This is a genomic window from Nonomuraea jiangxiensis (assembly GCF_900099965.1).
In the GTDB taxonomy this organism is placed as follows: domain Bacteria; phylum Actinomycetota; class Actinomycetes; order Streptosporangiales; family Streptosporangiaceae; genus Nonomuraea; species Nonomuraea jiangxiensis.
In genome coordinates, this window is record NZ_FNDJ01000044.1 from 1 (window position 1) to 14,100 (window position 14,100).

Annotated in this window: 10 protein-coding genes and 2 rRNA genes; 7 read left to right on the forward strand and 5 right to left on the reverse strand. The window is 69.9% G+C overall.

Going from position 1 to position 14,100, the window contains the following annotated elements:
- Both BLS95_RS50245 and rrf read left to right on the forward strand, forming a co-directional pair.
- Positions 1–132: ribosomal RNA gene (locus BLS95_RS50245) — 23S ribosomal RNA — on the forward strand; the annotation flags it as partial.
- A 73-nt stretch (positions 133–205) separates the two neighbouring features.
- Positions 206–322 (forward strand): 5S ribosomal RNA (gene rrf / locus BLS95_RS50250).
- 582 nt (positions 323–904) lie between these two features.
- Here the strand turns inward: rrf and BLS95_RS50255 are convergent.
- Positions 905–2,374, reverse strand: coding sequence for a phosphodiester glycosidase family protein (locus BLS95_RS50255; protein WP_090946736.1), 1,470 nt, complete (start codon positions 2,372–2,374; stop codon positions 905–907).
- A gap of 258 nt (positions 2,375–2,632) precedes the next feature.
- Between BLS95_RS50255 and trpS the strand changes: the two genes are divergently transcribed.
- Positions 2,633–3,595 (forward strand): tryptophan--tRNA ligase, encoded by a 963-nt coding sequence (gene trpS / locus BLS95_RS50260; protein ID WP_090946737.1) that lies wholly within the window; start codon positions 2,633–2,635, stop codon positions 3,593–3,595.
- Between the two features lie 99 nt (positions 3,596–3,694).
- Here trpS and BLS95_RS50265 read toward each other — a convergent pair whose 3' ends face one another.
- From BLS95_RS50265 to BLS95_RS50275, 3 genes are read right to left on the reverse strand one after another with little or no spacing between them, the layout of a single operon-like run.
- Positions 3,695–5,311 (reverse strand): PucR family transcriptional regulator, encoded by a 1,617-nt coding sequence (locus BLS95_RS50265; RefSeq protein WP_090946738.1) that lies wholly within the window; start codon positions 5,309–5,311, stop codon positions 3,695–3,697.
- A gap of 57 nt (positions 5,312–5,368) precedes the next feature.
- Positions 5,369–6,997 (reverse strand): AMP-binding protein, encoded by a 1,629-nt coding sequence (locus BLS95_RS50270; protein WP_090946739.1) that lies wholly within the window; start codon positions 6,995–6,997, stop codon positions 5,369–5,371.
- A 12-nt stretch (positions 6,998–7,009) separates the two neighbouring features.
- Positions 7,010–7,708, reverse strand: a complete 699-nt coding sequence (locus BLS95_RS50275) for a TetR/AcrR family transcriptional regulator (RefSeq protein WP_090946740.1) — start codon at positions 7,706–7,708, stop codon at positions 7,010–7,012.
- A gap of 56 nt (positions 7,709–7,764) precedes the next feature.
- On the opposite strand from BLS95_RS50275, the gene BLS95_RS50280 reads away from it, so the two are divergent.
- Positions 7,765–9,231, forward strand: a complete 1,467-nt coding sequence (locus tag BLS95_RS50280) for an MFS transporter (protein WP_090946741.1) — start codon at positions 7,765–7,767, stop codon at positions 9,229–9,231.
- On the opposite strand, the gene BLS95_RS50285 is transcribed toward BLS95_RS50280, so the two are convergent.
- Complete coding sequence (locus BLS95_RS50285) at positions 9,228–9,926, reverse strand: alternative oxidase (RefSeq protein ID WP_090946742.1); 699 nt, start codon at positions 9,924–9,926, stop codon at positions 9,228–9,230. The two genes, BLS95_RS50280 and BLS95_RS50285, sit on opposite strands and share 4 nt — an antisense overlap.
- Positions 9,927–10,184: 258 nt before the next feature.
- Between BLS95_RS50285 and BLS95_RS50290 the strand changes: the two genes are divergently transcribed.
- The 3 genes from BLS95_RS50290 to BLS95_RS50300 are packed head-to-tail and all read left to right on the forward strand — an operon-like array spanning position 10,185 to position 14,097.
- Positions 10,185–11,465, forward strand: a complete 1,281-nt coding sequence (locus BLS95_RS50290) for an aspartate aminotransferase family protein (protein WP_090946743.1) — start codon at positions 10,185–10,187, stop codon at positions 11,463–11,465.
- The gene (locus BLS95_RS50295; protein WP_090946744.1) at positions 11,462–12,967 is read left to right on the forward strand and encodes a CoA-acylating methylmalonate-semialdehyde dehydrogenase; all 1,506 of its coding nucleotides are present in this window, start codon (positions 11,462–11,464) and stop codon (positions 12,965–12,967) included. The genes BLS95_RS50290 and BLS95_RS50295 overlap by 4 nt, the downstream gene beginning before the upstream one ends.
- A gap of 32 nt (positions 12,968–12,999) precedes the next feature.
- Positions 13,000–14,097, forward strand: coding sequence for an extracellular solute-binding protein (locus BLS95_RS50300; protein ID WP_143044248.1), 1,098 nt, complete (start codon positions 13,000–13,002; stop codon positions 14,095–14,097).
- Positions 14,098–14,100: the final 3 nt, after the last annotated feature.

The window sequence follows — 14,100 nt, forward strand, 5'->3', positions numbered from 1 at the left end:
TCGCCTTGAGATGAGGTCTCCCTCCCAGTGATGGGGTAAGGCTCCCGGTAGATGATCGGGTTGATAGGCCGGAGGTGGAAGCGCGGTAACGTGTGGAGCTGACCGGTACTAATAGGCCGAGGACTTGACCACAAAGCAGACTTTCAAGTTTTTGCTCGCGTCCACTAGGCAATTCTGAGACAGCAAACAGGCTGTTTCGGAGGGTTACGGCGGTTATGGCGGGAAGGAAACACCCGGTTACATTCCGAACCCGGAAGTTAAGCTTCTCTGCGCCGATGGTACTGCACTCGGGAGGGTGTGGGAGAGTAGGTCGCCGCCGGACAATCTTTTGGGGGGTTCGACGCTTCGGGCGTCGAGCCCCCCTTTTTTGCGTTGGTGAGGCTTCACGTGTGGTGCGTGGGGCCTTTTCTTGTGTTGTGCGTGGGTCGGGTTTTCGCTGGTGGGGTTGTGGGCGGTTGCGGGGGCCGCGCACCCGGACACCTTGGCCACTCGCCGCAGCTTTGCCCAGTGGATCGGCCAGGCGGGGGATCTCGGGGCGGCCCGTGATCAGAGCGAGAGCGCGGACTGCCGTCCGTCTGCGAACGCATTGACAGCCCGGAGTGCCCCTCCAGCCTGATCAACTCCACCCTGATCAACCGCCAAGAGTCGGCCCGGTGGGTGGGAAAGCTGCGGGATGCGGTCGCGGGCCGACCTCAAGTGCTGGACAGGCGGGGCGGGTGGCACGGCGGCGGCACGCGAGCTGTTGGCGGTGGCGGGTCCCGGTCATTCGGAGGCCGTCACCACCCGGCGGTAGCTCGCCTGAGCGTTTCTCATGCGCTTGCCGACCGGTCCTGCGTCACAAGGGACCGGGCACCGGTCGGGGGACGGCCGGTGCCCGGTTGTGGGGACGGTGAGGTGGTCGGGACTACTGGGGAAGGACCAGGAGGGCGTCGCCGATGGCGCGCTCCCTGCCGTCCGACGGCTTGTTGACCACCTTGCCCGACACCACCATCGCCGTGGAGCCGCCTCCGTCCAGGTTGATGGCGTTGACCGCGCCCAGCCAGCGCATGAACTGGGCGGCCTCCACGAAGTTCGCGCCGATCGTCTGGCCGGGCTTGCGGCCGTCGATGGTGGCCAGGATGAGGCTGCCGTTCTTGGTCGTGCCGAGCAGGGTGCGCGGGTGGCGGCGGAGGATCATGTTCATGGAGTCGTGTCCGTCCCGCTTGGCCGTGATCTTCACCTTGCCGTTGCGCACCAGGCCGACGCTGCCCGCGATGACGTTCACGTCCGGGGTCAGCGCGATGGGCTGCTTGGCGCGCAGGTCGATCACCTTGGTGTCGACCTTCACTGTCCAGTTCTCCCAGGCGTGCTGGTTGATCCAGTCGGCGGCCAGGCCGTTGCCGTGCAGCACCCGCGCCCCGGCGGGCACCGTGGCGCCCGAGGCACGTAGGTCGACGACCTTGCCGTTCGCGTCGAGGACGGCGTCGGTGCCGCCGGTGGGCGTCTTGGCTCCGTACTCCTCCGTGTACAGGACCAGTTCGTCCGTCGCGGCGGCCCGGTTGACCCCGTTGGCCGCGATCTGCTGGCCGTCCTGCGAGGTCACGACGACGATCGTCTCGATCTCGGTGATCCGCGCGCTGCGGCCCTTGAGGACCACCGCCGAGCGGCCGGGTACGGCCTCGCTCAGCAGCTTGCCGCCCACCACCGACGCGCCGACGGGCTCGCCGCGCAACTCGACGGCCGTGTGGATGTTGAAGAAGCCGCCGTTGAGGCCGACCACCGCCTTGCGTGCCTTGGCCATCGAGGAGACGGTCTCCCGCTTGGCCACGCTGGCGCCCACCGAGGCGGCGTACGAGCCGCGGAACGTCTTCGCGTCGATCATGACGACCTTGGCGTTCCACGGGCCGGTGGTGTCGAGCCCGTCGTCGCCGAGGTAGTCGACCTTGACCTTCAGGTCCGCGTCCTTGAGCTCCTTGGCCTTCTCCTCGGCCTTCTTCTTGTCCTTCAAGGACCACAGGCCGACGCGGACCATGTACATGGTCTGGGAGGGGGCGTCGGCGACGCCCGGCCGGACCACCTCCTGCACGCTAGCGGCCTCACCGGCCGCCTCGACCGCGGCGGCCGCGGTCTCGGCCGCCGTCAGCGAGCCGGCGTCCTTGCCGTTCGGCAGCAGTACGGTCACCGTGTAACCGTCGGTCGACGTGCCGGCTTTCACGTCGTACAGGTCGATGCCCTGGGTCACGGCGGTCAGGGTCTTGGCCGGTGCGGCCCGGGTGCCCAGGGGGAACTTGGCAGTCGGGAAGCGCACCGCCTGCTGCTCCGCCGTGGCGGGCAACGTGGTGAGCGTCAGTGCCGCGGCAATGGCCAGGCCGCCGGCGATGGTGCGTCGAGACATGGATTCTCCAGAGGGCGGTACAGGGACCGCACCATCGTGGCGAGATCAAGGTCTCTGAGGCAGGCGAACGCGCCGATCCGGTCAAGAGGTTACGAGATTGACATCGTGATCGGATACTCTTTGCCTATGTCACGTATCTGCATGTGGTGGCGGCCGACAGACGGCCGCTGATTCCCCATGCACGGGCCGTCCCTGAGACGGCCCACCTGACGTGCGGGTTCGCTCCGGGACGGCATGACCTCCAAGGAGACAACCCCGATGAACGACGTCGTGCTCACCGGTGACCGCCCGACCGGGCCGCTGCATCTGGGCCACTACTTCGGTTCGCTGGCCAACCGGCTGAGGCTCCAGCACACCTGCCCCATGTACGTACTGATCGCCGACTACCAGGTGATCACCGATCGCGACCGGCCCGGCGCGATCCAGCGCAACATCACCGAGCTGCTCCTCGACTACCTGGCGGTCGGTCTGGACCCGGCCAGGGTGACGATCTTCCGGCACAGCGCGATCCCGGAGCTGAACCAGTTGCTGCTGCCGTTCCTGAGCCTGGTGTCGGTGGCCGAGTTGCAGCGCAACCCCACGGTCAAGGACGAGATCGCGCACAGCTCGCAGCAGGCGGTCAGCGGTCTGATGTTCACCTATCCGGTGCACCAGGCGGCCGACATCCTGTTCTGCAAGGGCACGCTGGTGCCCGTCGGCCGGGACCAGCTCCCGCACGTCGAGGTGACGCGGCTGGTGGCGCGCCGCTTCAACGAGCGGTACGGCGAGGTGTTCCCGGTGCCCGAGGCCATGATGGGTGAGCGTCCGCTGCTCAAGGGCCTGGACGGCGGCAAGATGAGCAAGAGCCGCGGCAACGCCATCCCCCTGTCGGCCACCGAGGACCAGACGGCCGCGCTCATCCGCGGGGCCCGTACGGACTCCGACCGGATGATCACCTTCGACGAGGAACGCCGCCCCGAAGTGGCGAACCTCCTCACGCTGGCGGGCCTCTGCCTCGGCCGAGAGCCCCGCGCGCTCGCCGAGGAGATCGGGTACGGCGGCGCCTCCGCGCTCAAGCGCCTGACCACCGAGGCGGTCAACGAGTTCCTGCGCCCGATCAGGCGCCGCCGCGCCGAGCTCACCGAGGCCGAGGCCAGGCGCATCCTCGCCGAGGGCAACGAGCGCGCCCGTGAGCGGGCGGTCGCCACACTCGACGAGGTACGCCACGCGATGGCGTTCTGAGGCTCCCATCGGGATCGCGTTCTGAGGCTCCCGGCGCGACGGCGGGGACGACGGGCGGGGACGACGGCGGGGACGACGGCGGGGACGGCGGCGGGAGCCTCAGCGGTTGTCGCGGCGGAAGGACTCCAGGGCCAGCAGCGCCACGTGGAGGGACAGGCACGACTCGACGTCGTCGAGGTCGGTGTCGAGGATGCGTTCGAGGCGGCGCAGCCGGTCGTAGAAGGCGGGCCTGGACAGGTGCGCCTTCTGCGCGGCCACCGCCTTGTTGCGCCCGGAGTCCAGGTAGATGCGCAGGATCCGGGTGAGATCGCCGCCGCGCTGCGCGTCGTGCGCGAGCAGCGGGCCCAGCTCCCGCTCGGCGAACGTCTGCAGCCGGGCGTCGTCGCGCAGCAGGTGGAGCAGCCCGCGCAGGCGCAGGTCGGGCAGCCGGTAGAAGGCCCGGCCGTCCGGCTGGCGCACCGCCACGTCGGCCACCTGCTCGGCCTCCAGGAAGCTGCGGCGTACGTCCCTGATGGACTCCACCACCGAGCCGGCGGCCAGTACGAACGCCGAGCCCGGCCGCCACAGCACGCGCAGCCGCTCCGAGAGCGTGGTCAGCGCGGGCTCGGCCTGGGTGCGCGGCGGCAGCGGCAGCAGGACCCCGACGCGCTCCTGGTCGAGCGCCCCGACCAGGGCGGGCAGCCGCGCGTCGCGGCAGGCCGCGGCGGTCGCCTCGGCCAGCTCGCCGAGCTGGGCCTGCCCGTCGAGGGCCTGGTCCATCGGATCGGTCGGCCGGATCACCACGCTGACCAGCTTGCGGCCCGTGAGCGGCACGCCGACGGCGCGGGCGCGGGCGGCGGCCTCGTCGGGGTCGGCGTAGGCGTGGGTGAGGATGCCGGCGATGATCGTGCCGTGCGCCTGGCGTTCGAGCGACTCCTGGTGGCGCTCCAGCAGCCGGCCCAGGGCGAGCGTGGTGGCGGCGCGCTCGGCCAGCACCATGTCGCGCGGGGTCGGGGGCGTGTCGCAGAGCAGGATCAGCCGCCCCCAGTCCTGCCCGCGCGCCCCAACCGTGGTGACCAGCCAGCCGGAGGCGGGATCGTACGCGGTGCGCTGCGCCGGAGCCACCGCCCTGGACCTGGTCTCCCACCCGGCCAGCAGGGTGCCCGCGTCGCGCCCGGCGGACTCGGCGGCCAGCACCTGGTGGGCGAGGTTCTCCAGCAGCACCGGGCGGCTTGACAGCCGGGCCACCTGGGCGAGCACCTTGGCGGGCGAGGCGCCCTCCACCGACAGCTCGGTGAAGACCTCGTGGAGCTGCTCGGAGGCCCGTAGCTCCTCCAGCTGGATGTCGATGATCCGGGCGTGCACGGACTCGGTGATCTGCACGAACGGCGTCTCCCGGGTCAGCACGATGACCGGCAGGCCGTGCTCCTCGGCCGTTTTGACCACGGCGCGCGGCAACTCGCGGACGAACCTGCGGCCCAGCTCCACGATCAGGCCGGAGGCGCCGACCGAGGAAAGCTCGCCGATGTAGTCGCCGAGCTTCTCGGGATCCTCGGGGAGCGCGACCCCGGTGGTGAGGACCAGCTCGCCGCCGCGGAGCAGGTGGGCGATGTCGGCGATCTCGCCGACGTGCACCCACCGAACCCTGGTGTCGAGCCGGTCGGCGCCCGCGACCACGCGCGGGCTGCCCCGGCGTACGGTCTCCAGGGCGAGGACGTCGGCGATGGTGGGCAACACGGGGCAGAGCCTAGCCGATCAACCTGTAAGAACGCTCATGCACCGATTTACGCTTTGTCACGGATTAAGATCCTCCTCCAGAAATTCCCTACGCGGTTCGCGCACCCGGAGCTCCACCCGGCGAATCTTCCCGGAGATCGTCTTGGGCAGTTCGGCGAACTCCAGCCGCCGCACCCGCTTGTAGGGCGCCAGTTCCCTGCGGCAGTGTTCGAAGATCGAGCGCGCGGTCGCCTCGTCCGCCTCGAACCCGGGCACGAGCGTCACGTACGCCTTGGGCACGGCCAGCCTCACCGGGTCGGGGGCGGGCACCACGGCCGCCTCCGCGACGGCGGCGTGCTCCAGCAGCACGCTCTCCAGCTCGAACGGCGAGATGCGGTAGTCGCTGGCCTTGAAGACGTCGTCGGTCCGGCCCACGTAGGTGATGTAGCCGTCCTGGTCGCGGGTGGCGACGTCGCCCGTGTGGTAGAAACCGTCGCGCATCGCCTCGCCGATCCCGCCGACATATCCGGACATGAGGCCAAGTGGGCGGCGATCGTCCAGCGGCAGGCAGATCTCGCCGTCGTCGCCCTGCTCGCCGGTCACCGGGTCGATCAGTACGACCTCGTAGCCGGGCAGCGGCCGGCCCATCGACCCGGGCCTGACCGGCTCGTCCGGCATGTTGCCGATCTGGGCGGTGGTCTCGGTCTGCCCGTAGCCGTCCCTGATCGTGATGCCCCACGCCTTGGCCACCTGGTCGATGATCTCGGGGTTGAGCGGCTCCCCGGCGGCCACGGCCGTGCGCAGGGGCAACTCGCAGGCCGCCAGGTCCTCCTGGATGAGCATGCGCCACACGGTCGGCGGCGCGCAGAACGTGGTGACCCGCTCGTCCCGCAGCACCTCCAGCAGCGCGGGCGCGGAGAAACGCCGGTAGTCGTGGATCAGTACGGTGGCCCCCGCGTTCCAGGGCGCGAACACGTTGCTCCACGCGTGCTTCGCCCACCCCGGCGAGGAGACGTTGAGGTGCACGTCACCGGGCCTGAGCCCGATCCAGGCCATCGTCGACAGGTGCCCGGCCGGGTAGGACGCGTGGGTGTGCTCGACCAGCTTCGGCTGTGAGGTGGTGCCGGAGGTGAAGTAGAGCAGCAGCGTGTCGCCGGCCCGGGTCGGCCCGTCGGGGGTGAAGCGCTCGTCCGCCTCGTACGCCTCGTGGTACGGCAGCCAGTTGTAGGCGTCACCGACCGCGATCTTGGTGAACTCCCCGGCCCCGAACTTGGCCGCGTCGGCGGCCTCGGCGATCACGTGCGAGACGCCGCCCCGCTCGATCCGCTCGGCGACGTCCTTGGCCGTCAGTAGCGTCGTGGCCGGGATGACGACCGCGCCCAGCTTCATCGCGGCCAGCAGCGACTCCCACAGCTCGGCCTGGTTGCCCAGCATGAGCAGAATTCGGTCGCCCCGGCGCACCCCCTGCAAGTGCAGCCAGTTGGCGACCTGGTTGCTGCGGGCCGACAGCTCGGCGAAGGTGAAACGGGCCTCGCTCGCTCCCACGATCTTGAGGGCGACGGCGTCGGGGGTCTCGGCGGCCAGGACCCCGTCGAACCAGTCGAGCGCCCAGTTGAAATCCCCGAGCCCGGGCCAGCGGAAGTCACGGCGGGCGGTGGCGGGGTCGGCGTCGAGGAGGAAGTCGCGGGCTGCACGGAAAGCGCTCATGCCCGGATCCTGCTACGCCGCCAGCCGCCGCTCAAGGCCGTCGAGAACCGACACCAGGCCGAAGTCGAAGGCCATCGCCCGGACGGCCTGCGGATCGTCGTAGGAGTCCATGTGCATGCGCTCCAGGAGGTCGGGGAACTGGGCCGCGGCCTTGGTGACCGAGGCGCGCATCTCGTCGGGGTCGTAGTTCTCGACGCCGATCGCGGCGTTCCAGGCGACCTCCGGGATCGTCATGCCGAAGACGTAGGCGGTCAGCGTGGAGTTGGCGAAGTCGATGTCCAGGCCCGAGAACCCGGCCACCTTGAACAGCCTGCGCATCTTGTCGGCCACGTGCATCGCGTTCGGGCCGAGCGCGGGCAGGCGGCCGAGGAGGTCGGCCGACCACGGGTGGCGCAGCATGGCCTGGCGCATGCCGTAGGCCAGGACCGAGGCGGCCTCGCGCCAGCCCACCTCGTCGGGGTCGGGGACGATCATCTCGGCCCACACCTCGTCGTAGGCCAGTTCGAGCAGTTCGTCCTTGTTGGCGACGTACCAGTAGAGGCTGGTGGCGCCCGCGCTCAGTTTGGCGCCGAGCTTGCGCATGCTCAGCCCGCCGAGGCCCTCCTCGTCGAGCAGCTCCAGGGCGGCGCGGACGATCTCCTCGCGACTGCGCCCCGGGGTGGTGGCCTTGCGGGGCTCGCGGAGCCAGACGGAGGTGAACGACTTGCTCATAGGCACAAGGATAAAACTACTCGCACACCGTGCGAGGATCGTCGTACAGTGTGCGAGTGAACTCGAACACTGTACGAGACCCCCGTCGTTGGTGGGTGCTCGTTGTCCTGTGCCTCTCGTTGCTGGTGCTGACCGTGGACGGCACCGTGCTCAATCTGGCGATCCCCTCCCTGATCGAGGAGCTGGGCGCCACCCCCTCCGACATCCAGTGGATCCTCGACGCCTACGTGCTCGTCTTCGCCGGGCTGCTGCTCACCGCAGGCAGCCTGTCCGACCGGTACGGCCGCAGAAGGTTCCTGGTCATCGGCCTGGTGCTGTTCGGCGGCGCGTCGCTGCTGGCGGTGCTGGCGACCGAGCCCTGGCAGGTGATCGGCGCCCGGGCCCTGATGGGCGTCGGCGGATCCGTCCTGATGCCCTCGACGCTGTCGATCCTCATGACCGTCTTCGACGAGGAGGAGCGGCGCAAGGCCATGGCCATCTGGGGCAGCGTCGCGATGCTCGGCGTGGTCGTGGGCCCGACCCTCGGCGGCTTCCTGCTGGAGCACTACTGGTGGGGCTCGGTCTTCCTGCTCAACATCCCGATCGCGGTGCTGGCCGTCATCGCCGCGTACGCGCTGATGCCCGAGACGCGCGGCGGCGGCCGGAAGATCGACCCGGTCGGCGTGGTGCTGTCGATCATCGGCCTGACCTCTGCCGTGTACGTCATCATCGAGCGCGAATGGAACCCCTTCATCATCGCGCTGGCCGTGGTCGCCCTGGCCGCGTTCGTGATCTGGGAGCGGCGCTCCGACCATCCGATGCTGCCGCTGCAGCTGTTCGCGAACCGCAACTTCAGCGGCGCCTCGTTCTCCATCCTGCTGATGTCGTTCGGGGCCGGCGCGGTGATGCTGATGCTCACCCAGTACCTGCAGTTCGTGCTGGGCTACGGCGAACTGCAGGCCGGGGTGGCGATCCTGCCGCAGGCGGCGGCCGCGGTGGTGTTCAACGGGATCGGTGCCGGGCTGGGGAAGAAGGTGAGCAACCGGGTGCTGGTCGGCGGGGGGCTGCTCGTCATGGCCGGCGGTTTCGTGGTGATGGCGACCACGACCGGATACCTGCCGCTGATGTTCGCCCTGGTGCTGATGGGCGCGGGGGGCGGGCTGGCCGGCCCGTCCGCGTACGCCTCCCTCATGGGGGCGATCCCGATGGAGCACGCCGGCGTCGGCTCGGCCCTCAACGACACCGTCCAGCAGGTCGGGCTCGCCCTGAGCATCGCCGTACTGGGCAGCGTGCTGGCCGGGGTGTTCACCTCCTCAATGCCCGCCGACGCGCCCGCGGGGGCCCAGGAGTCCATCGGCACGGCGTTCGCGCTGGGCATCGTCGAGCCCGCCAAGGCGGCGTTCACCACCGCGGTGCACGTCGGGTCCTGGGTCGGCGCCGGGTTCAGCGTGGCCGCCGCGCTGCTGGCGCTCGCGGTGCTGCGCCCGGTGCCGGCCGTCGCCGTGCCCGAGCCCGAGGGCAGCCCGGAGAACACCTCTGTCTAGCGGACACGGGGCTCCCGCATGCGCTCCAGGCTGTCGAGCTTGTGGGTGCGCTCGTCGTGGCCGATCTGCCGGAGCAGGTCGGCCACCGAGCGGTGGCGGCCGTACTCGGCCGCGTACGTGCCGGGGTCGGGCACGAAGTCCAGGTCCGGGTTCTCGGCCACGAAGGTCATGTACTCGTGCTCCGCGTGGTCCTCGAACTCGGCGTTGAGCCGGTAACTCCAGTCCGGCCTGACCAGGAACAGCACCCACGACACGTGGTAGTAGAAGAACGCGATCAACCACGGCGCGACCTTGTGCGTCAGCCACGACTGCCTCTGCCCCGCGCGCTGCACCAGATCCTGCATGATCAGCAGATGCCACTGCTCGTTGTCCTGGTCGGCGCGGGCCTCCACGATCCGCTCGAACACCCTCCTGGCCAGCGCGGAGCGGCCCGCGTGCCGGTGCACGGCCCAATAGCCCATCCGCTCCCACGCCTGGTACGGCACCCGGGCGATGATCTCCAGCATGGCGAACTTCGTGTACGAGCCCGGCTTGCCGTACAAGAGGTCCACGGGTTTGAACATCATCCTGGCGAGCAGGCTGTAGTCCATGCGCGGGGTGTCCATCGTCTCCTGCTGGGCCCGGCGGAGCCCGTCGCGGTCCAGCTTGGGCGGCCCGGGCGGGGCCTCGGGGCGGCGGTCGACGGTGACGGTCATCTCGATCTCTCCTTCGTCTGCGATGCACCGATCGTCGTCGACGGGGCCGGTCCGGGGCGTCGGCCTCCGGGCGGCATCTGAGGTGCTTCCGCGGAGGTAGCGGCGCGCCGATCCCTACGCCTCCGGGCGCACGGGAGAACCCCTAGGGGTGCCACGTCGCCGGGGTGGCGGGTAGTTTGCAGGGTGTAAGGGATTCTGCCGCCACGGCATCAATCTGAAGGTAGGACGACCAAGTCGGGAAACGGGATACTCAGTAACATGTCGGAGCTACTCGCGCGCCACAGGGCAGTCATCCCCAACTGGGTGAGCCTCAACTACAACGAGCCCATCGAGATCGTCAGCGGTAAGGGCAACCGCGTCATCGACGCCGACGGCAAGAGCTATCTGGACTTCTTCGCCGGCATCCTGACCAACATGATCGGCTATGACGTGCCCGAAGTGCGCGAGGCCGTCGAGCGCCAGCTCGCCACCGGAGTGGTGCACACCAGCACCGCCTACCTGCTGCGCGGCCAGGTCGAGCTGGCCGAGAAGATCGTCCGGCTCTCCGGCATCCCGGACGCCAAGGTCTTCTTCACCAACTCCGGGACCGAGGCCAACGAGACCGCGCTGCTCCTGGCGACGTACGCGCGCAAGAGCGACCAGGTGCTCGCCATGCGGCAGAGCTACCACGGGCGCAGCTTCGGCGCGATCAGCGTCACCGCCAACCGGTCGTGGAAGAACAGCTCGCTCTCCCCGCTCAACGTGCACTTCCTGCACGGCACCGACCGGCACCTGAGCCTGTTCCAGGGCATGACGGACGCCGACTACATCAAGGCGTGCGTGGAGGACCTGCGCCACGTGCTGGCCACCTCGGTCTCCAACGACGTGGCCGCGCTGATCGCCGAGCCGATCCAGGGCGTGGGCGGCTTCACGATGGCGCCCGACGGGCTGTTCGCCAGGTACCAGGAGGTGCTGGCGGAGCAGGGCATCCTGTTCATCTCGGACGAGGTGCAGACCGGCTGGGGACGCACCGGCACCGCGTTCTTCGGCATCCAGAACCACGGCGTGACCCCCGACATGATCACGTTCGCGAAGGGGCTGGGCAACGGGTTCGCCGTCGGCGGCGTCGTGGCGCGCGGCGACCTGATGGACGCCCCGCACGCCGTGGGCCTGTCCACGTTCGGCGGCAACCCCATCTCCATGGCCGCCGCCAACGCGACCCTGGACTACGTGCTCGACCACAACCTGCAGGGCAACGCCGCCCGTACCGGGAAGATCATCATCGACGGGCTCAAGGCGGCGGCGGCCCGGCTGCCGGTCGTCAAGGAGGTGCGCGGCAAGGGGCTCATGTTCGCCGTCGAGCTGCGGAGCCCGGCCCAGGCCGCCCGCTTCATGGAGGAGACGAAGAAGGCGGGCCTGCTGGCGGGCAAGGGCGGCCTGGGCGGGAACGCCATCCGCATGGCCCCGCCGCTCACCCTCACGGTCGAGGAGGCCACGGAGGGCCTGGACATCATCGTCAACGTCCTGGAAATCATCAACGCGGAGGCGGCGGGACAGTGAAGTCCGTCAAGCACTGGATCAACGGGGCCGCGCGGGACGGGGACTCCCGTACCGCGGAGCTCTTCAACCCGGCGACCGGCGAGGTCAGCGGGCATGTGGCGCTGGCCTCGGCGGCCGACGTGGACGAGGCCGTGGCGGCCGCCGCCGCGGCCTTCCCCGAGTGGCGGGACGCGTCGCTGACCAGGCGGACGCAGGTGCTGTTCCGCTTCCGCGAGCTCATGTACGCCCACCGCGACGAGCTGGCCGCGCTGATCTCCGCCGAGCACGGCAAGGTGCACTCCGACGCGCTCGGCGAGGTGGCCAGGGGACTGGAGGTCGTGGAGTTCGCCTGCGGGATCCCCCACCTGCTCAAGGGCGGTTTCTCCGAGGGCGTCTCGACCCGCGTCGACTCCTACTCGATCCGCCAGCCGCTGGGCGTCGTGGCCGGGATCACGCCGTTCAACTTCCCGGCCATGGTGCCGATGTGGATGTTCCCGGTCGCCATCGCGTGCGGGAACGCGTTCGTGCTCAAGCCGTCGGAGAAGGACCCGTCGGCGTCGCTGCTCATGGCGCGGCTCTGGCAGGAGGCCGGGCTGCCCGACGGCGTGTTCAACGTCGTCCAGGGCGACAAGGCGGCCGTGGACCGGCTGCTGGAGCACCCGGACGTGCGCGCCGTGTCGTTCGTCGGCTCCACCCCGATCGCGAGATACGTCTACGAGACCGGCACCGCGCACGGCAAGCGGGTGCAGGCGCTCGGCGGCGCGAAGAACCACATGCTCGTGCTCCCCGACGCGGACCTCGACCTGGTGGCGGACTCGGCGGTGTCGGCGGGCTTCGGCTCGGCGGGCGAGCGGTGCATGGCGATCTCCGTCGTGCTGGCCGTGGAGCCGATCGGTGACGAGCTCGTCCAGAAGATCGTCGAGCGGGTGGACAAGCTGGTGCTCGGCCCGGGGGACGACCCGAAGTCCGAGATGGGGCCGCTGGTGACCGCGGCGCACCGCGACAAGGTGGCCTCCTACCTCGACCTCGGCGTCGAGGAGGGCGCCAAGCTGGTCGTGGACGGCCGCGAGGCGGCGGTGCTCGGCGGCGGCAGGGCGGGCGAGACGTCGGGGTTCTGGCTCGGCGCGACCGTGCTCGACCACGTCCCCGTGGGCTCCAGGACGCACACCGAGGAGATCTTCGGCCCGGTGCTGTCCGTCGTGCGCGTCGGCTCGTACGAGGAGGGCCTGAAGGTCATCAACGACGGCCTGTACGGCAACGGCACCGCGATCTTCACCAACGACGGCGGCGCGGCCCGGCGCTTCCAGAACGAGGTCGAGGTCGGCATGGTCGGCATCAACGTGCCCATCCCGGTGCCGATGGCCTACTACAGCTTCGGCGGCTGGAAGTCCTCGCTCTTCGGCGACACGCACGTGCACGGCACCGAGGGCGTGCACTTCTACACCCGCGGCAAGGTCGTCACCTCGCGCTGGCTCGACCCCTCGCACGGCGGGGTGAACCTGGGCTTCCCGACCAACAAGTAGGCCCCGCCCGAGTCACCGGTAAGCTCTTGATCGTGAAAGCTCGTCGTGCCCATGCCACCGTCGTGGCCATCTCCACGCTGGTCGCCACCATGGGCGCGGCGAGCCCCACACCGACGCCGACCCCCTCGCCGAGCGCCACACAGAGTGACGGCACGCTGCGCATCCTCACCTACCGCGGCTACGCCGAATACGGCGGCATCAGCTCGCGGGTCAACTGGGTGGGCTCGTTCGAGAAGGAGACCGGCTGCCGGATCGCCAAGCTCGACACCGTGGAGACCGCGGCGGACATGGCTGAGCTGGCCAAGCAGCCCTACGACGTGATCTCGGCCGGGCCCGTCCTGGCCGCCGAGCTGATCGCGGCCAAGCAGGTCCAGCCGCTCGACCCGGCCAAGATCGCCGGCTACGACGACATCGACGAGCGCTTCCGCGACATGTCCAAGGTGTCGGGCCGGGTCTACGGCGTGCCCTACCTGTGGGCGTCCCACGAGTTCCTCTACGACTCGACCAGGGTCAAGGGCAGCCTGCGGCAGGCGTTCGAGACCGATCGGGCCGCACTCGAGGACAGCCCGCTGACGATCGCCGACGCCGCCATGGCCGCCGGATCCCTCGACGACCCCTTCGAGCTCACCGAGAGCCGGCTCGACGACACGATCGCGCTGCTGAAGGCGCACAAGCACCGCTCCTACTGGCGGAGCCCGATCGACCTGGTCAAGGGCTTCGCCACCGGCGCGCTCGACTACGCGCAGGCCACTCCTTACTACCGCCTCCTGCTGAAGGAGGCGGGCCTGCCGGTGAAGGCCGTGCGGACGGCCGAGACCACCGGATGGGTGGACTCCTGGATGCTCGGGGCCCACCTCCCCGACACCACCTGCGCCTACCGCTGGCTCGACTGGGTCACCGCGCCCGACGCGCAGCGCGACGCCGCCGCGTGGGTCGGTATGGCCCCGGCCAACGGCAAGGCGTGCAAGGGCCGGGCCAGAGTGATGTGCGAGACCTACGGGGTCGGCGACGACAAGCGGCTCGACCGGATCGCCTTCGCCGTCAGGCCACCCGGGGATTGCCGGGCGGAAGACGGGGAATGCACTGATTATGCCGCCTGGGCCGAACGGTGGAGCACGCTCGCCCAGTGAGTG

Excerpts from the sequence above, each read along its gene's own strand:
- BLS95_RS50290 (WP_090946743.1), top strand. The coding sequence starts at position 10,185 with ATGTCGGAGCTACTCGCGCGCCACAGGGCAGTCATCCCCAACTGGGTG.
- BLS95_RS50285 (WP_090946742.1), bottom strand. The coding sequence starts at position 9,926 with ATGACCGTCACCGTCGACCGCCGCCCCGAGGCCCCGCCCGGGCCGCCC.
- BLS95_RS50255 (WP_090946736.1), bottom strand. The coding sequence starts at position 2,374 with ATGTCTCGACGCACCATCGCCGGCGGCCTGGCCATTGCCGCGGCACTG.
- BLS95_RS50275 (WP_090946740.1), bottom strand. The coding sequence starts at position 7,708 with ATGAGCAAGTCGTTCACCTCCGTCTGGCTCCGCGAGCCCCGCAAGGCC.
- BLS95_RS50270 (WP_090946739.1), bottom strand. The coding sequence starts at position 6,997 with ATGAGCGCTTTCCGTGCAGCCCGCGACTTCCTCCTCGACGCCGACCCC.
- trpS (WP_090946737.1), top strand. The coding sequence starts at position 2,633 with ATGAACGACGTCGTGCTCACCGGTGACCGCCCGACCGGGCCGCTGCAT.